Annotated in this window: 16 protein-coding genes; 2 read left to right on the top strand and 14 right to left on the bottom strand. The window is 61.4% G+C overall.

Annotated elements, in window-relative coordinates; translation table 11 throughout:
- Positions 1–25: 25 nt before the first annotated feature.
- Positions 26–2,998: a TonB-dependent receptor gene (locus tag AB4Z19_RS17335; protein WP_442035693.1), complete on the bottom strand. Its 2,973-nt coding sequence runs from the start codon at positions 2,996–2,998 to the stop codon at positions 26–28.
- Between the two features lie 307 nt (positions 2,999–3,305).
- On the opposite strand from AB4Z19_RS17335, the gene AB4Z19_RS17330 reads away from it, so the two are divergent.
- On the top strand, positions 3,306–4,580 hold the full coding sequence (locus AB4Z19_RS17330; protein WP_442035692.1) for an ROK family transcriptional regulator: 1,275 nt from the start codon (positions 3,306–3,308) through the stop codon (positions 4,578–4,580).
- On the opposite strand, the gene creD is transcribed toward AB4Z19_RS17330, so the two are convergent.
- The 10 genes from creD to rpsL all read right to left on the bottom strand — a co-directional run bounded on the left by creD (position 4,581) and on the right by rpsL (position 13,715).
- Complete coding sequence (gene creD, locus AB4Z19_RS17325; RefSeq protein WP_442035691.1) at positions 4,581–5,930, bottom strand: cell envelope integrity protein CreD; 1,350 nt, start codon at positions 5,928–5,930, stop codon at positions 4,581–4,583.
- A 75-nt stretch (positions 5,931–6,005) separates the two neighbouring features.
- Positions 6,006–7,400 carry a two-component system sensor histidine kinase CreC gene (creC, locus tag AB4Z19_RS17320; RefSeq protein WP_442035690.1) on the bottom strand — a complete coding sequence of 465 codons (1,395 nt, stop codon included), beginning with the start codon at positions 7,398–7,400 and terminating at the stop codon, positions 6,006–6,008.
- On the bottom strand, positions 7,397–8,113 hold the full coding sequence (gene creB / locus AB4Z19_RS17315) for a two-component system response regulator CreB (protein WP_442028719.1): 717 nt from the start codon (positions 8,111–8,113) through the stop codon (positions 7,397–7,399). Before creB ends, creC begins: the two co-directional genes overlap by 4 nt.
- Positions 8,110–8,307: a hypothetical protein gene (locus tag AB4Z19_RS17310; RefSeq protein WP_442028717.1), complete on the bottom strand. Its 198-nt coding sequence runs from the start codon at positions 8,305–8,307 to the stop codon at positions 8,110–8,112. The genes creB and AB4Z19_RS17310 overlap by 4 nt, the downstream gene beginning before the upstream one ends.
- A complete protein-coding gene (locus AB4Z19_RS17305; RefSeq protein ID WP_442035689.1) occupies positions 8,307–8,981 on the bottom strand; it encodes a M15 family metallopeptidase in 675 nt (224 codons plus the stop codon). The genes AB4Z19_RS17310 and AB4Z19_RS17305 overlap by 1 nt, the downstream gene beginning before the upstream one ends.
- 87 nt (positions 8,982–9,068) lie before the next feature.
- Positions 9,069–9,386 (bottom strand): 30S ribosomal protein S10, encoded by a 318-nt coding sequence (gene rpsJ, locus AB4Z19_RS17300; protein ID WP_028101676.1) that lies wholly within the window; start codon positions 9,384–9,386, stop codon positions 9,069–9,071.
- A gap of 106 nt (positions 9,387–9,492) precedes the next feature.
- A complete protein-coding gene (locus AB4Z19_RS17295; protein WP_442035688.1) occupies positions 9,493–10,452 on the bottom strand; it encodes an elongation factor Tu in 960 nt (319 codons plus the stop codon).
- A 76-nt stretch (positions 10,453–10,528) separates the two neighbouring features.
- Positions 10,529–12,634, bottom strand: coding sequence for an elongation factor G (fusA, locus tag AB4Z19_RS17290; protein ID WP_442035687.1), 2,106 nt, complete (start codon positions 12,632–12,634; stop codon positions 10,529–10,531).
- Between the two features lie 115 nt (positions 12,635–12,749).
- Positions 12,750–13,220, bottom strand: a complete 471-nt coding sequence (rpsG, locus tag AB4Z19_RS17285) for a 30S ribosomal protein S7 (protein WP_395403298.1) — start codon at positions 13,218–13,220, stop codon at positions 12,750–12,752.
- A gap of 111 nt (positions 13,221–13,331) precedes the next feature.
- Positions 13,332–13,715, bottom strand: coding sequence for a 30S ribosomal protein S12 (rpsL, locus tag AB4Z19_RS17280; protein WP_028102972.1), 384 nt, complete (start codon positions 13,713–13,715; stop codon positions 13,332–13,334).
- A 285-nt stretch (positions 13,716–14,000) separates the two neighbouring features.
- Here rpsL and AB4Z19_RS17275 point away from each other — a divergent pair, with 285 nt between their 5' ends.
- The gene (locus AB4Z19_RS17275) at positions 14,001–15,836 is read left to right on the top strand and encodes a phosphoethanolamine transferase (RefSeq protein WP_442035686.1); all 1,836 of its coding nucleotides are present in this window, start codon (positions 14,001–14,003) and stop codon (positions 15,834–15,836) included.
- On the opposite strand, the gene AB4Z19_RS17270 is transcribed toward AB4Z19_RS17275, so the two are convergent.
- The 3 genes from AB4Z19_RS17270 to AB4Z19_RS17260 all read right to left on the bottom strand — a co-directional run bounded on the left by AB4Z19_RS17270 (position 15,829) and on the right by AB4Z19_RS17260 (position 18,111).
- Positions 15,829–16,296, bottom strand: coding sequence for a DUF2269 family protein (locus AB4Z19_RS17270; RefSeq protein ID WP_442030031.1), 468 nt, complete (start codon positions 16,294–16,296; stop codon positions 15,829–15,831). The two genes, AB4Z19_RS17275 and AB4Z19_RS17270, sit on opposite strands and share 8 nt — an antisense overlap.
- The gene (locus tag AB4Z19_RS17265) at positions 16,281–17,495 is read right to left on the bottom strand and encodes an SDR family oxidoreductase (RefSeq protein WP_442035685.1); all 1,215 of its coding nucleotides are present in this window, start codon (positions 17,493–17,495) and stop codon (positions 16,281–16,283) included. Before AB4Z19_RS17265 ends, AB4Z19_RS17270 begins: the two co-directional genes overlap by 16 nt.
- 91 nt (positions 17,496–17,586) lie before the next feature.
- Positions 17,587–18,111: a GbsR/MarR family transcriptional regulator gene (locus tag AB4Z19_RS17260; protein WP_442028245.1), complete on the bottom strand. Its 525-nt coding sequence runs from the start codon at positions 18,109–18,111 to the stop codon at positions 17,587–17,589.
- Positions 18,112–18,131 lie beyond the last annotated feature (20 nt).

Raw genomic sequence — 18,131 nt, 5'->3', positions numbered from 1 at the left:
ACTGCCCCCGCACCACCACTAGAGCTTAGAACTTGTAGCGTGCCCCGAACATATAGCGCGGTCCGGACTGCGTGAGGCTGAGCACCATCATTTCGGTGCGGCCGTGGACGCGCTGCTGCTGGTCGGTGAGGTTGATCACCTCGAACTGGAAGCTCAGGTTCTTGTTGTAGGCATAGCCCACGCTGAGGTCCAGCTGGCCGTACGGCTCGACGTACTGCGGGTTCGGGCCAGCCAGGTCAGTGGTCGACGAGAGGAACTTGTCGCGCCAGTTGTAGGCCGCGCGGATACTCCACTTGTTGTCCTCGTAGATACCAATCAGGTTGGCCGAATTGCCGAGGCCCACCAGCGCAAACTGGTCGCCAAAGCCGCCGTCGTTATAGGTCAGGCCCGACTTCACATAGGTGTAGTTGGCCTGGATACCGAAGCCGCTATTGCCGAACATATGCTGCCAGTTGATTTCCGCGCCATGCAGATTCGCCGACTGTGCGTTGACGTAGCTGGTGGTCTGGAAATTGATGATCGGGTCGAAGTCCTGGCCCGTAATGGTGCCGGTGATCTCACCCTTCTCATTGTCCGGTCCACGCACCACGCCTGGCTGTCCGTTGAAGTTCTTGAAAATGAAGTTACGGATACAAGCCGTGTCGGTATTGATACAACCCGCCGTCAGCGCCGCGTTCCAATACTTGCCGCCCACCGGCGTATGCAGCCCGGCTTGCGGAATATTGGTGACCGATTGGCCCGCGTAGTTACTCAGCTTCTTGTAGAACAGGCCAAGCGACACCACGCTGCGGTCGTCGTAATACCATTCGCCCGACAGGTCCAGGTTCTTGGACTTGACTGGCTTCAGGGCCGGATTACCGGTGGACGCCGAGTCGCCATTCACATTGGCAGTGGCGCCAATGGTGGTGCCGCCCTGGATCTGGTCAAAGCGCGGACGCCCGATCGTGACGCCATAGCTGGCGCGTACCTTGATGTCCTGCCGCAGGTCGGCATCCCAGTCCACGTTCGGCAGCACATTGGTGTAGGACCCCGTCTGCGAGGTGAAGACTTTGCCGTCGAATTTGACCGGCAACTCATTCTGCGACACCCAGGTCACCGCTACCGGCTTGGCCGACAAGGCGGTGGCCAGCACGTCGGTCTTCTCGAAACGCACGCCAATGCCGGTGTGCATCGGGATCGCCGTGTCCCATTCCGTCACGAATTGCGCGTACGCGGACTTGGAATTCTCGCGTGTGCGGCGGTCATAGTCCGGATTGGCCAGGCTAGGCATGTAGAGGTCCGGCTTGCCGGTCGCTTTCGCCGCAACCTCGCGCATTGCGGCAAAGTTGAAGGTATGGATCTGGTTGAAGAGCGCAGGATCATCCACGCCATCCATCTTGCCGAAGTATTTCCGCAGATCGTCCGCCACGAACAGCGATTGCGGATAGTCGGAAGCCTTGGTCGCGCCGCCCCAGGTATCGCTCTGCACCTGCTGGAAGGCGGACCGGTTACGCACGCGGCTGAAGGACAGGCCGAAGTTCAGGTTGGAGCTGTCCATCAGTTTCAGGCTGCCGCTGCCCTGGGCCTGGTCGATGGTCATCTTCTGGTAGCCGTCCTGGAACCAGGAGCCGGACACCTGCATCGGCGCGTTCACGAAGTCGGCGCCCTGGATGCTCAGCACCGGCATCTCGTGCTCGAAGTTGACGCGCGTATTGCCGCGGCTGAAGCTGACCGTGGCCAGGTCGTTGTTGGAGCCAAACGGGCTATCCGATTTCGATTCGGCGGTCGAGTGGTGCGCATCGAACACCAGTTTCAGGGAGCTGGTTGGCTTCCACACGGTGTTGAAGCCGATCGATTTATTTTCCGACTTGGTCGCGTAGTCGGCGCCATTCATCGCGATGTCCTGCGCCGTCACGTTTTCCTGATAGAAGATCGGGGAAGCGATCGGGCCACCAGTCCACGAGCTCACGGAAGGCCCCATATTGAACCAGGCGCTCAGCTCATGCGACTTGGTCTGGATCTTGTTCTGCGAGTAGGTGTAATCCAGCGTGGTAACCGACTCGTTCACCGGCTTGAACTGCAAGGTCAGCTGGCCATTGGTACGCTGACGCTGCGAACCGCGCATGAAGTAGGAAATATTCTGCGGCACCGAATAGATRGTGCTGCCTGTCGGGCGGTTGGTGATGTCGCCATAGCCCGCCTGGCCTGCTTGCGGAATCGTGCCCCAGTTGTTTTCGTCGGCTTTGAACGGACCGCGCCAGCCATTGGTGATGGACGCCGTGTTCACGCCCAGGTTGCGCTCCTGGTAGCTGCCGCTGATAGCGATACCAAACTTACCGTCAGCAAAGGTGTTGCTGTAGATGCCGGAGATCTCCGGCGTGACGGAAGTCTTGGCCTTGTCTTCATCCGGCAGGTGGTCGTTCGAGCTGTCGTACACGCCCTTCACGCCGATACTGGAATGCAGGCCCGGATTGTCGAACGGGCGCGCGGTGATGATGTTGACCGTCGCGCCAATGCCGCCCGGCGGCGTGTCGGCGCGGCTGGTTTTGTAGACCTGGATCTGCTGAATCGCATCGGACGCCAGGTTGGCGAAGTCGAAAGCGCGGCCGTTCAGATCGGCCAGGCTGGACGTCGGCATCTGGCGGCCATTCAATAGGATCATGTTCAGGTCGGGACCGACACCGCGCACGGTGACCTTGGCGCCCTCGCCGTTGGTACGGTCGATCGAGACGCCGGAAATGCGCTGGATCGATTCGGCCAGGTTGGTATCGGGGAATTTACCGATGTCATCGGCGACGATACCGTCAACGATGCCATCAGAGTTGCGCTTGAGGTTCAGAGTGGACTGCATCGAGGCACGGATGCCCGACACAATCACTTTTGGCGCGTCGCCGGAATCCCCGACCGACCTGACGGCCTCGGCGTCTTGCGCCTGCGCCGGCAGATAGCTGGCACAGACACTGGCAACGGCCAGGCTGATCAGGCGCCGGTTCATACGGCGCTTTGAAAACGTTTTCATAGAGTGATGCACGTGGTCTCCTTGGTTTTGATTTAATTAGAAGCGACTACCCGGTGCTGAAACAGAAAGACTGAAAACGGCTGCGGCGCGGTGGCGCCGAGATACTGCACTTCCAACCGGCGGTTAGCCCTTAGGAAGGTTGAATGACTTAGTCCAATCGAATTACTAATTGAGCAAGGCAAGAATAGGAGAAATGTAATAATTCGTCAATCGGATGAACAAATTACTGCGCATGCAATGTTGCATGAATACAGCACTCGTCGCTTCGTGTATGATCGGCTGACGCCCTACTTCCCAACCGAAACCCATGATTGTCGCTGGCGACCAGCAGCTGCTGAAGCAAATCAACCGCATGGCCCTGGTGCGCCAACTGTGCAGTCAGCCGGGTCTGTCACGGGCGGCGCTGGCCGAAATCGTGGGGCTGACCAAATCCACCGTCAGCATGCTGGTACGCGAGCTGCTGGACGAGGGCTGGCTTACCGAAAGCGAGCTGCGCGCCACAGGCGCCCTGGGCCGCCGCGCCACCCCGCTGCACATCGATGGCAGCCGCCTGGCCTTGCTGGGCGCCGACCTGGGCATCGGCGAAGCGCGCATCGTCGCCACTAGCTTGCTGGGCGATGTGCTGGCCGAACGCGTCCTGCCCTACGCCGACGCCACCAACCCCGATGCCTGCATTGCCGCTGCCGCGGCCAGCATGGCCGACCTGGCACGTCCCGGCGGTGAACTGCACGGGCGCACCATGCTGGGCGTGGGCGTCGGCCTGCACGGCGTGGTCGATGACGTGACGGGAGTGCTGCATTACGCGCCCCACATGGGCTGGCGCAATGTGGACGTGGCCAACCAGCTGCGCAGCCACTTCCAGGGCACGGCGCTGGCAGGCCTGCCGCTGTTCGTGCAGAACGAAGCGAACGTCGCCGCACTGGCGGAACTGGAATTCTCCGGCCAGGTCGATGCCGACCCATTGATCTACCTGAGTATCGGCTACGGCGTCGGCGCCGGCATCATCGTCAACGGCCGCCTGCTGACAGGCCTGTATGGTTTCGCCGGTGAAGTCGGTCACACCATTCTGCAGCAAGGCGGCCCGCCCTGCTCGTGCGGCCGGCGCGGTTGTGCCGATGCGCTGATCGGCTTGCAGGCCTTGCTGGACGAGGTCTATGGAAAATTGCCCGGCGCCGGCCCCGAGCACCTGGAACGCCTGTTCCAGCAAGCGGAAGCCGGTGAAGCGCCCGCCTGCAAGGCCATCGAAGCAGCAGGACGCAATCTGGGTGTGCTGCTCAACAATCTGTGGGTCGCCTTCGACCCGATGTGCATCGTGCTGGGCGGCGCTGCAATCCGGCTCGGCGAGCGCTTCATCGAAACCGGTCGCCGGGTACTGAACGACTACGCCAGCGCCACCCTGCTGCCTGCACCCACCACCCGCACGCCGCACTTCGGCAGCAACGCCATCGCCATCGGGGGCAGCGCCATGGTGCGCCACTACCTGATGCGCCCCTTCGTAGGCGAGGGCGCGGCCCGCCGCACCGGCGGCAAACCGGCCGACCTGTCACCCGCCCCTGCGGCAGGCTTCTGGGCCTGGAGCTAATCACGCCAGTTCGGTTTCACCGCCGAGGCGATACCAGTCGACCTTGCGGGTTGCCACCATGATGGCGGCCAGTACCGCGAACAGCAGGATCGCGCCCAGCACCAGGGCATTGTTCTCGGAACTGAGCAAGCCATACAGCACGCCGTACAACATTGTGAGCGCTGCGCCGAAGCCGACGCCGCGTTTGCGGTCGCGCAGCACGTGGGCCAGGTAGTAGCCGATCAAAGCAATACACGCGGCACTGGCCACCAGATAGGCAAGCAGGAAGTCGATGTGTTCGGACAGGCTGACCAGCAGCAGGAAGAACAGCGCGAGCGCCAGCCCGACCAGCGCATACTGCACCGGGTGCACCGGCAAGCGTTTCATCACCTCGAACAGGAAGAAGGCAGCGAAGGTCAGCGCGACAAACAGCATGCCGTACTTGGTCGCGCGGTCCGCCATCGAGTACACATTGACCGGTTCGATAAAGCTGGTGCGGATGGCATCGACCGGCGGTGTGCCACGCGGTTCAGGACCCGAGGCGCGCTCCAGACGCAGCAGCTGATCCTGTGCTTCCGTCGCCAGCGAGGAAATACGCCACACGGCCTGGAAGCCTTTGTCAGTGACCTCGCGCTGCTCCGGCAGGAAGCGTCCACTGAACTGCGGATGCGGCCATGGCGAGGACATGATGAAGCGATTGTTCTTCGCCAGCGGCACGAACTCCTGGCTGTTCATGCCCGCCAGGTTCAGGTCAAAGCTGAACTTCACAGGCCCGGGCGCCACATCAGCCAGCGCCAGTGTGGCGTGCAGTCCCGCCGATTGCGAGCGTAAGCCGGAACCGCGCTCGAACTCGAAGCTGCGCGCGCCCCATATCAGACGCGGGAAATCTCTGACGCCGCGCACGTCGGACACTGCCAGCGCCACGTATGGCTGCCCAAGCGTGATGTCGGAGCCGCGCACCGTATGCGGCAGGTCTGCCATCGACGGCACGCTGAAGTCGCCGCTCACCTTGTGCGTTCCATTGAACATCAATACCTGGTGGATGCCGCGATAGCGCCGTTCGGTGTCCAGCCTGGACGCCACCTCCAGCTGATTCGGGAACACGAGATGCGTCGAGCGGCGCGTCTTGCGGTGGATTTCCGTCTTGTCGCCGGCTTTCTCTTCCGCGTTGTAGGCCTCGTCGTAGGGGATGACGAGCACGGGACCATATACCTGCTGCTGTCCCACCGAGTCGTTCGCGATGCTCTGCGCCGCCTCGTCGCGGTAGCGCATACGTTCATTGATGGTCGACTCGATCATCAGCAGTGGTACACCAAGCAGCAGCATCAGCAATCCGATGATGCATACCTTGATGGCGAGTTTTTTTTGCATGGGTGGCGCTTTCTGTTGTTAAGGTTGCGCCAGTGTAGAAAGCGAATATGCGCTGATGATGCGTTCTGTGTGAAGTCAGGACACCGGCTGCGCCGGCAGCCGCAAGGTGGCGCGGCAGCCGCCCTGTTCCGCGTTGGCCACCTGCACGCTGCCGCCGTGCAGGGCCGCGACTTCGCGCACGAAGGGCAGGCCAAGGCCCGTGCTCTTGGCGCCATCGGGACGCGGCAGCGAATAGAAGCGCTCGAAGATACGCTGTTCGGCGTAGTCCGGCACGCCGGCGCCGCTGTCGCTGACGGTGATGTCGACCGCCGCGTCACGCCGCTGCGCTGCCATGCACACCACGCTGTGCGGAGGTGCGAAGCTGATGGCGTTGTCCAGCAGGTTGCCGATGGCCTGGCGCAGCAGCAGCGGATCACCGTGGACGCGCAGCTGCCCTGCTGCTGTCGTGTCCAGCGTCAGCTCGCGCTCGGCCGCGCGGGCGCGGAAGTCGCCGGCTACGTCCTGCAGCAGCGCCGTCACATCGACCACTTCCGCGGCTTCCAGACCCTGCTGTTTTTCCACCCGCACCAGGGCAAGGAGCTTGTCGATCAGCTGCCGCTGGCGCGCGTTCTGGCCCTGGATATTGGCGAGGAAGTGGCGCCGCTCTTCCACCGACATATCCTCTTCCAGCAGCTCGGCCGATGCCTGGATGGCGGCGATGGGGCTTTTGAGTTCGTGGGCCAGCGTATGCATCAGGGTTTCCACATACTCCTTGCCTTCCAGCTTGGCGCGCATGGCGTCCATGGCGCGGCCCAGCGTGCTGATTTCGCTGCTGCCCAGGGTTGGCAGCACCGCCTTGCGGCCGGCAAGCACGGCTTCCACATAGTCCATCAGCTTGCCGACCCGATACGCCATACGCCAGGTCACCGCTGCGCCGATCAACAGGGACAGTCCAAGCAGCACGGCGCCATAGCGCAGCATGCGGCGCTGGCTGCGCTCGACAATCGCCTGCACGCTGGAGATGGGCTTGGCAACGGTCAGCACGCCGATGAGGCGCTGGCCATCCCGCACCGGCGCCGCGACATACATCACCACGCTGCGTTCATCCGCCGGGTCATCGCGTGTCATGCGCGCACCGTACTGGCCGCGCAAAGTACGATAGATGTCGTTCCATTGCGAGTAGTCCTGGCCCACATGCTTGTTCTCGGAATCGAAACGCACGATGCCTTGCGCGTCCGTGATCGTGATGCGGTAATCGAGTTCGCGTCTTGCGACGCCGCCCATCGTGGCCTGTAGCGAGGCTTCCGAATTACCGTCGCGCAGGTCGGCGGCAACGACTTCGGCCAGCAGCTGTGCCGTTTCCCGCAGCGTGTCTTCCAGCGTGGAGCGCACGCCGGGTTTGACCTCTTCCACGAACACGTTCAGCAGGAACCATGCGGCCAGGCCAACGATCAGGAAGTAGCCCAGCAGGATGCGCAGGCCGATCTTCATGCGGGCGGCAGGCTGTAACCCATGCCGCGATGGGTCTGGATCGGATCGGCGCCGGGATCGATGGCACGCACTTTGGCGCGCAGCGATTTGATGTGGGCGTCCACGGTGCGGTCCAGCGTGTCGGGCGCATCGGCCCAGACGCGGTCCATCAGCTGCGCGCGCGACAGCACGTGGCCGGGGTGTTCGATCAGTGTTTTCAGGAGCAGGTATTCGTAGCGCGTGAGGTCCAGTGGACGGCCGCTGTACAGCACACGGGCTTCGGCTGCACGCAGTTCAAAGCGGGCCGCGGCGCGCGGCGCAGCCGAAGACGCAAGCGCGGATGAAGCGGCGTGCGCGGCGCCTGCGTTTGCGCCCGCGCGGCGCAGGATCACGCGCACGCGCGCCACCAGCTCGCGCGGCGAAAATGGTTTGGTCACGTAATCGTCGGCGCCGATTTCGAGGCCGACAATGCGGGCGATCTCGTCGCTGCGCGCGGTCAGGAAGATCACCGGCACATCGGAGAACTGCCGCAGGCGGCGGCACACTTCGAGGCCGCTGATATCGGGCAAGCCGACATCGAGAATCACCAGCGCCGGCGGTGTGGCGCGTGCGGCATCAAGCGCCGGCTCACCCAGTGTGACATGCTGCGGCTCGAAGCCATCCTTGCGCAGTGCGAAGGCGATGCTGTCGGCAATGGCCGCCTCGTCCTCGACGATCAGAATCGCCTTGCTCACTGCTTCTCGTCACCGGCCTTGTCGGCGGCTTCCTTCGCCTTGTTCTGGCTGTCCTCCAGCTCCTTCAGCGCGTCTTTCGTCTTGTCGCGCTGGGCACCCATCGCCTTGATATCCTGGCTCGCCTGATCCGCAGGATTCTTTTTGCCGCAGCCGGCGACCAGGGCCAGCGCGAGCATCATGATTGCCGTTTTCATCACCGCTCCTCTATGTTTAGAACGTGCCTGCGAAAGATCTCGGGAAGCATATCAAGCACCAGTTCGCGGCCCAGCATATCAGCATCGCGGATGGCGCGCACCACCATATCGATGTCGAATGCCGCCAGCGCGGCCTGGGCGGCGCTCAGGTGGCTCAGGTGCCACGGTTCGGCGTACATGCCGCCGCGGTAGCTGCGGTACGGCCGGAAGAAACCAAAGCGGCCGATGTTCACGTCCAGCCATGCGTGCAGGCGTTCGTAGACGCCGCCCGGCGCGACCTCCTCCGGCAGCAGCTTCACCTTATAGCCGGGCGGCTGCGAGGCGCGGTCGAAAACATCGATATCCGTGCCCCAGTGACGGCGCGTGGCGCCCGGCAGGCCGGACCAGCCGAGAATCGCCCACACCAGCTCCTCCTGCGACAGCGCCGCAAACTCGCGCGGCGCGCCGTCCTGGCCGCGCAGCGTGGCTTCGCCGGAGAACTTGCGGTTCCAGATGCGCAGCTGGCCTTCCAGCGGACGAAAGGACGCGCAAGGCAGCATATCGATGCCATCTGCCAGCGCCGCCTCGCGCATCGCCAGGAAAGCCTGCGCCACCACGGGCTGCGCGGCAAAGCGTGGCTGCGACAGCTGCTGCACATGGCTGCGCGCGCGCCCCGTCAGTTCGTATTCATTCATCCGGAACTCCAAATGAAAAAGGCCGGCCCGCGCGAGCGGACCGGCCTTTCTGTGGCTGGCGGCATAGGGCCGCCTGCCGAAACCGAATTACTGCAGTTTGATTTCGACGTCCACGCCAGCTGGCAGATCCAGCTTCATCAGCGCGTCAACGGTCTTGTCGGTTGGGTCCACGATGTCCATCAGACGCTGGTGGGTGCGGATTTCGAACTGGTCGCGCGAAGTCTTGTTCACGTGCGGGGAACGCAGCACGTCGTAACGCTGGATACGGGTTGGCAGAGGAACTGGACCCTTCACCACAGCGCCGGTGCGCTTGGCGGTGTCAACGATTTCCAGTGCGGACTGGTCGATCAGCTTGTAGTCGAAAGCCTTCAGGCGGATACGGATCTTTTGGTTTGGAGCGGACATGCTATTTCCTTAAAAAGAACGAACCGGCAACGTTAAAGTACCGGCAATATAAGTAAATACAGCGACGGGCCGACATAATAGCATATGCCGGCCCGTTTGATTCAGACTAAACGCCGGCGCCAACGGTACGGCCGCCTTCGCGGATTGCGAAGCGCAGACCTTCTTCCATAGCGATCGGGGAGATCAGCTTGACGGTGATCGACACGTTATCGCCAGGCATAACCATTTCCTTGTCCTTCGGCAGCTCGATGGAGCCGGTCACGTCGGTGGTACGGAAATAGAACTGTGGACGGTAGTTGTTGAAGAACGGGGTGTGACGGCCGCCTTCATCTTTCGACAGAACGTAGATCTCGCCGGTGAAGTGCGCGTGCGGCTTGATCGAGCCTGGCTTCGCCAGAACCTGACCACGCTGAACGTCTTCACGCTTGGTGCCGCGCAGCAGCAGACCAACGTTGTCGCCGGCTTGACCCTGRTCCAGCAGCTTGCGGAACATTTCCACGCCGGTGCAGGTGGTCTTGACGGTGTCAACGATACCAACGATTTCGATTTCTTCGCCGACCTTGATGATGCCGCGCTCAACACGACCGGTCACCACGGTACCGCGGCCGGAGATCGAGAACACGTCTTCCACTGGCATCAGGAAGGTGCCGTCAACAGCGCGCTCTGGGGTTGGGATGTAGGTGTCCAGYGCATCGGCCAGACGCATGATGCAGTCTTCGCCCATTTCGCCAGCAGCGCCTTCCAGGGCCATACGTGCCGAACCCTTGATGATTGGCAGGTCGTCGCCTGGGAACTCGTACTTGGACAGCAGCTCGCGCACTTCCATTTCCACCAGYTCCAGCCGGGTTGCGGTCTCGTACTCAACGTGCGCGGTGTTGATGGTAATGCCGCGTGCTTTTTCTTCAGGAGCAGCGTCGATCTGGTCGTAAGCTTTCGCTTCGCCGCCGAACTTCTTCGACAGAACGGTTGCGATTGCAGCGGTCAGGGTGGTTTTGCCGTGGTCAACGTGACCGATGGTGCCAACGTTCACGTGCGGTTTGGTCCGCTCGAACTTCTCTTTTGCCATTTTAATTCTTCCTTAGAACTATAGATTTAAGGTTGTGTTGCCTGCCGGGGGATCGCCCCGGCAGGCAGGATCAGGATTACTTCGCTTTCGCGGTGATGATCGCGTCGGTCACGTGCTTCGGTGCCTCGGAGTAGTGCTTGAACTCCATGGTGTAGGTAGCACGGCCCTGGGTTGCGGAACGCAGGATGGTCGAGTAGCCGAACATCTCGGACAGAGGAACCTCTGCCTTGATGATCTTGCCGCCGCCGCCTGGGATCTCGTCCATGCCCTGCACCATACCGCGGCGGGACGACAGGTCGCCCATCACGGTACCGGCGTAGTCTTCCGGAGTCTCAACTTCCACAGCCATCATCGGCTCCAGAATCACTGGGTTAGCTTTACGGCAGCCATCCTTGAATGCCATCGAGCCTGCCATACGGAACGCGTTTTCGTTCGAGTCCACGTCGTGGTAAGAACCGAAGGTCAGGGTGACTTTAACGTCAACCACTGGGTAGCCCGCCAGTACACCGGTGTTCAGGGTTTCGCGCACACCCTTCTCAACTGCAGGGATGTATTCGCGAGGAACGGTACCGCCCTTGATCGCGTCCACGAACTCGAAGCCCTTGCCGGCTTCTTGCGGTTCGATGGTCAGCACAGCGTGGCCGTACTGGCCGCGGCCGCCGGACTGCTTGACGAACTTACCTTCCACGTCGGTCACGGTCTTGCGGATGGTTTCGCGGTATGCCACTTGTGGCTTACCAACGGTCGCTTCCACGCCGAATTCGCGCTTCATACGGTCAACGATAATTTCCAGGTGCAGCTCGCCCATACCGCCGATGATGGTCTGGCCGGATTCTTCGTCGGTCTTCACGCGGAAGGACGGGTCTTCCTGTGCCAGGCGGTTCAGGGCCAGGCCCATCTTTTCCTGGTCAGCCTTGGACTTCGGCTCAACAGCCTGCTGAATCACTGGCTCCGGGAACACCATGCGTTCCAGCACGATCACGGACGACGGGTCGCACAGGGTTTCACCGGTGGTCACGTCTTTCAGGCCCACGGCAGCGGCGATGTCGCCAGCGCGCACTTCCTTGATCTCTTCACGCTGGTTAGCGTGCATCTGCAGAATACGGCCCAGACGCTCTTTACGGTTCTTCACCGAGTTCAGCACGGTGTCGCCGGAGTTGATGGCGCCGGAGTACACGCGGAAGAATGCCAGCTGGCCCACGAACGGGTCGGTCATGATCTTGAATGCCAGCGCGGAGAACTTCTCGTCGTCAGCGGCCTTGCGGGTCACTGGCTGTTCGTCTTCGTCGGTGCCGCCCACTGGTGGGATGTCCACTGGGGATGGCAGGTATTCGATCACGGCGTCCAGCATCGCTTGCACGCCCTTGTTCTTGAAGGCGGTACCGCACATCATCGGAACGATTTCCGAAGCGATGGTACGTGCACGCAGGGCCTTCTTGATGTCGGCTTCCGGCAGATCGCCTTCTTCCAGGTACTTGTTCATCAGCTCTTCCGACGATTCGGCAGCTGCTTCCACCATCTTCTCGCGCCACTCTTGCGCTTGATCCTGCAGTTCAGCAGGGATATCGCGGTAGTCGAACTTCATGCCCTGGGACGCGTCGTCCCAGATGATGGCCTTCATCTTCACCAGGTCGATCACGCCGGCGAAGTTGTCTTCGGCGCCGATCGGGATCTGGATCAGAACCGGGTTGGCCTTCAGGCGGGAACGCATCTGTTCGTAGACCTTGAAGAAGTTGGCGCCGGTACGGTCCATCTTGTTCACGAAGGCCAGACGAGGCACCTTGTACTTGTTAGCCTGACGCCACACGGTTTCAGACTGAGGCTGCACGCCACCCACTGCGCAGTAAACCATGCAGGCGCCGTCCAGAACACGCATCGAGCGCTCAACTTCAATGGTGAAGTCAACGTGGCCCGGGGTGTCGATGATGTTGATGTGGTGCGGCTGGAAGTTGTTGCCCATGCCTTTCCAGAAGCAGGTGGTCGCAGCGGAGGTAATGGTGATACCACGCTCTTGTTCCTGCTCCATCCAGTCCATGGTTGCTGCGCCGTCGTGCACTTCACCAATCTTGTGGTTCACGCCGGTGTAGAACAGCACGCGCTCGGTAGTGGTCGTCTTACCTGCGTCGATGTGAGCGGAAATACCGATGTTACGGTAGCGCTCAATGGGGGTCTTGCGGGCCATAGTTAATCCTAAATCTTTGAATGGACAAAACCGAGCAGCATTTTTGCGATCAAAAATGTGCCCGGCCTGAACAACATAAGGGGCCGGGCGAGCCGGCCATATATTTTAGTGGCTTTTAGAAGCGGAAGTGCGAGAACGCCTTGTTCGCTTCAGCCATACGGTGCACCTCGTCACGACGCTTCATCGCGCCGCCGCGGCCTTCCGCAGCTTCCATCAGCTCACCGCCCAGGCGTTGTGGCATGGACTTTTCGGAGCGCTTGTTAGCGGCTTCACGCAGCCAACGCATGGACAGGGCCAGGCGGCGTACTGGACGCACTTCAACCGGCACCTGGTAGTTAGCACCGCCAACGCGGCGGGACTTAACTTCAACCATAGGCTTGGCGTTGTTGATTGCTGCGGTGAACACTTCCAGCGGGTCCTTACCGGACTTCGATTGGATGTGGTCGAATGCACCGTAAATGATGTTTTCAGCAACAGACTTCTTGCCGGACAGCATCAGAACGTTAACGAATTTAGCGACTTCGGTGCTACCGAATTTTGGGTCCGGCAGAATCTCGCGCTTGGGTACTTCACGACGACGTGGCATGTTATTTCCTTTGTCTTCAGTTGAGCGCCACTGTTTTGGCACTCGCGGAGGCCATCATAGCCTTCCACTTACTCGGTCTCGCGACCGCCTCAACTCATTAAATTGCAAGAATTACTTCTTAGCGGCCTTAGCACGCTTAGCACCGTACTTGGAGCGAGCCTGCTTACGGTCTTTAACGCCCTGGGTATCCAGAGAGCCGCGGACCATGTGGTAACGCACACCTGGCAAGTCTTTTACACGACCGCCGCGCAGCAGAACAACGCTGTGTTCCTGCAGGTTGTGGCCTTCACCGCCGATGTACGAAATCACTTCGAAACCGTTGGTCAGACGCACTTTTGCAACTTTACGCAGTGCCGAGTTAGGCTTCTTAGGAGTGGTGGTGTACACACGGGTGCACACGCCACGCTTTTGCGGGCAGTTTTCAAGTGCCGGCGATTTGCTCTTCACGACCAGCTTGGTACGTGGTTGGCGAATCAATTGATTGATGGTTGGCATCGTTCTTAATCCAACAAAATTACAGCATTGACATCCCAGGCAAGCCTGCCTGGGGGCTAAAACCGATTCTCTCGTCAATCGCAGCAGAGGCGCGGAAAGCCACCCTCACTGGAGCGGCCTGATAAACGCGTATACGATGCGCAGACTAAATTGAGAACTCGCGAGTATATACCCCGTCGACAGCTCAGTCAATGGGTTTTGCTGAATAATGTGGCAGCATTGCGGTCCCATGAAGATGGGAAATACCACCATAATAGCGCTCGTTTTTGCCCATTTCCGGACTTTATGCGTTTTCTGCTGCGCCCTGCCCACTTAGTTATCCTGCTCAGCTACCTCGCGCTGTCGGCCGTGCCCTTCGTGCCGCTGCTGCTGGGTAAGCCGCTGGACCAGCCCTGGCAGCTGGCGGGCATCGAAGTCATGGCGTGGACGGCGGTGTGGGCCATCTTCAAGCGCCCCGCTTATTTCCACTGGCTGCTGATTCCCGCCTTCCTGGCGCTGCCGACGGAAATCTATCTGTTCGTTTTTTACGGCCAGGGCATCTCCACCCATCATCTGGGCATCCTGGCGGAAACCAGCCCGCGCGAGGCGCTGGAATTCCTGGGCCAGAAGGTGTGGACCATGCTGGCGGTGATGATTGCCGTGGCTGTCTGGTGGGTATTTACTTTTCGCGCAGCCCGCCAAACGCGCGAGATGGACTGGCATGACAACTCGCGCTGGGTGGCCATCGGCATGATCGCGGTGCTGGCTTGCGTGGCGGGCTATGGCTATGAGTTCGGCTTGCGCGGTGTGGCCGGCGCGGCCTCGCACGCCGCCGCCAAAGGCAGTTCCAGCTCCAGCGAAAGCGACAACGCCAGCGCTCCCGGCAAAGCCGCCGCCGGCGCCAACCTCACCGGCCTGAAGCTGCCCGCCCTGCCGCACTGGGCGCATGTGCCGATCGAGTCGAAGGCATTTGGCGATTCCTGGCCCTTCGGGCTGGCCGTGCGCGGCTACGACTTCTATAAAGAGCGCCGTTACCTGGCGGAGCTGAACGAGCGCAGCGCGAAATTCAGTTTCCACGCCAGCCAGCCGGAGCCGGACAAGATCCCCGAAGTGGTGGTGATGGTGATCGGCGAATCGTCCCGCTACGACCGCTGGAGCCTGAACGGCTACTCGCGCGAGACGAATCCCCTGTTGTCGAAAGAGGCAAACGTGGTGCCGCTGGCGGACGTGATTTCCGCCGTCTCGGCCACGCGCCTGTCGGTGCCGGTCATCATTTCGCGCAAGCCCGCCACGCAAAGCCTGAAGGATGGCTTCAGCGAAAAATCCTTCCTCACCGCATATAAGGAGGCGGGCTTCAAGACCTGGTGGCTGTCCAATCAGATTTCGTTCGGCCAGTACGACACGCCGGTATCCGTGTTCGCGAAAGAAGCGGACGTGATCCAGTTCATGAACCTGGGCGGCTTCACCAACAATTCGAACTTCGACCAGATTCTGCTTGATCCGCTCAAGCTCGCGCTGGCCGATCCTTCGCCGAAAAAGCTGATCGTACTGCACACGCTCGGCAGCCACTGGAACTACAGCCAGCGCCACCCGAAGGCTTTCGACCAATGGCAGCCATCGCTGTTCGGCATCGACAAGCCGGTGTACACGGACCTGAAGATCAAGCCGCAGCTGAATAACAGTTACGACAATTCGATCCTGTACACGGATTGGTTCCTGTCGCAGGTGATCGATACACTGAAACTGAGCTCCCCGTTGTCGTCCCTGATGTATGTGGCGGACCACGGACAAACGCTATACGACGGCGCCTGCCGTCTCGCCTTCCACGGCCACAACACGCAGTATGAATTCCACGTGCCGGCTTTCATGTGGTACTCGGACGATTACGCCGTGCGCTACCCGGAGAAGATCACGCAGCTGAAGGCGCACCGTAAATCGAAGCTGGCCACCGAAAACTTTTTCCATACCCTGGTCGATATGGGCGACATCCGCTATCCGGACGACCACCTCGAATGGAGCTTCCTCAGCCCGCAGTTCAAGCTGCACAAGCGCTACGTGGACAGCTATGGCTGGACCAATTACGACAACGCGGCCTTCAAGGGCGACTGCCGCGAAGTGATCGACAAGTCCAAGTCTAAATAGGTTTCAGCACCATCAGGAAGTAGATCGCCGCCATCGCCGCAAAGGCCGGATAGCCCAGCAACTCCCAGCGCCGCGCATAACGCCAGTACGCGCGCGGCAGCTCCGTTCCTCCTTCGTGCGCGGCCAGCGCCAGCCTGGCCATCTTCAGCTGATACCACACCACCGGCAGCCAGCAAACGCCGGCGACTCCATACAGCGCCAGCGACAGCTTGATCCACAGTGCGCTGAGCGGATAACCCGCCGTGTAAATCATCCAGGCGCCGGACAGCGGCTGCACGATGCCGGCCGGCGTGGTGAACCACCAATCCGCGCGCACCACCAGCCGCGACACCGTGGCGATGGACTCCACCGATCCCGAGCGGTTGGCGAAGAAAAGATAGAAGGCCGTTCCAGAGCCCGTCCCCACCAGGAAAACGGAAGAGATGATGTGGATGGCTTTGATGGTCAGGTATTCCATGATGTCGGCTCCGCGTAAAGCACGGCCAGGATGGCCAGGATGGGCAGGTTCTTTAGCACTGGCCCGAAAGGATGCGCCCAGTATTCCGGCATGGCGGCCGTGATGACGATGCTATAGCCGAGAATCAGCGCTGCTTGCACGGCCCACAGTGCGCGCCGCGGCCAGGCCAGCGTGGCGATGCCGAGTGCAAAGTGCAGCAGGCTGGCGCCGTACAGCGCAACCGGCGCCACACTGCCGTGCAGGCCCACGCGCGCCAGGATCTCGAGGCTGCCGCTGACCGGATAGACAAAGGCACTGATGACCGCTGTCGCAATCCACACCAGCGCCAGCGCGAATTGCAGCGCGCGCGTACGCCAGTCTGCGAGCGCGCGGTGGCGCAGCAGCTCGGCCTCGCCCTGCGCGATGAAGCTTTCGATGCCGCGTGGCGAGCGGCCCAGCAGGCGCGCGACTCTGGCGGCGCCGTCCGGCCCTGTCGCGCTGCCGGCGCGCAGCATGCGCCAGTTGTCCGGCGTGAGCGTGGCGCCGGGCAGCAAGCCCGCCACGACCGCCGAGCTGCGCATCAACAGCGCCGGAATCGTCACGCGCAGCGGCGCCGCCAGGCCCATGGCGCGGCGGTAGCAGTCCAGCATTTCTGCGTAGCTGACCGTCGTTGCGCCGACCAGGTCGACTTCCTGATGTGCTGGTTCGCCGGGTGCAAGCAGGCGCGTGATGGCCTCGCAGACATCGTCGATATGCACCGGCTGGAATTTCGCATCGCCCAGCTCCGGCAAGGCGGCCACCGGCAAGCTGGCCAGGGTACGGAACATCTTTGCCGACGCGCCGTCCGTGCCATACACCAGCGACGGCCGCACGATTTGCCACTCGACCGGCAGCGCCTTCAGCGCGCGCTCGCCGGCGAACTTGCTGCGGAAATACGGCGTGCCGCCATCCGGCGCGCCGAGCGCGGAAATGTGCACGACCCGGCGCACTTTCGCCTTCACACAGGCCGCGAACAGTGCAGCCGGGCCGGAATGATGCACACGCTCGAAATCGCCCTTCTCGCGTTCAGTGATGATGCCTGCCGCATTGACGACCGCGACCACGCCATCCAGTGCCGCGTTCCAGTCGCGTGACCGGCGCAGAACATGATGACCGCCAGCCTCCAGCCGCGCGCACAAAGCGCGGCCGATAAATCCGGAGGCTCCAAATACCAGCACTCTCATATCACGCCTCAACTTTCATTTATTTCTGTTGAAACAGAAATTGTAGGCTTCAAAAAAACGGGCCACGCCGCCCGTTTGTCCGTTGCGTCATTCAGCTACGCCGGATTGCCTTGCTGATCTTGGCGCTCATGCCCATCATCTTCATCAGTGTTTCCGGCTTAAAGCGCAGCATCTCCTCCGCCAGGGTACTCATGGTTTCGATGAACTTCAGCGTTTCCTCAATGCGCTCGCGCGTGCCTTCGTCTTCCTCGTCGATGGCCGGATTCTCCAGGCACTCGGTCAGCGCCACCGCAGTCGGATCGATCTCGCGCTGGCGGCGCCCTGCGACAATCAGCTTGAACAGTTCCCACACATCGGTCGACGTCTCGAAGTGATCGCGGCGGTCGCCCTTCAGGTGCACCACGCGGATCAGGTTCCACGACTGCAGCTCCTTCAGGCTATTGCTCACGTTCGAACGCGCCACGCCCAGCGTGGTCGTGATCTCTTCCGCGTCCATCGGCCGGCCGACCAGGTACAGCAGCGCATGTATCTGCGCCACGGTGCGGTTCACGCCCCAGCGGGACCCCATTTCGCCCCAGTGGAGCACAAAGCGTTCAGCGATCGGTTTCAGTTCCATGTCTTCGATTCTACGCTTAC

The sequence above is a fragment of the Pseudoduganella sp. RAF19 genome (assembly GCF_052114165.1).
GTDB lineage: Bacteria > Pseudomonadota > Gammaproteobacteria > Burkholderiales > Burkholderiaceae_D > Rugamonas.
Note: the sequence above shows the minus strand (reverse complement) of the source record. Positions and strands in the feature narration are given on the sequence as shown.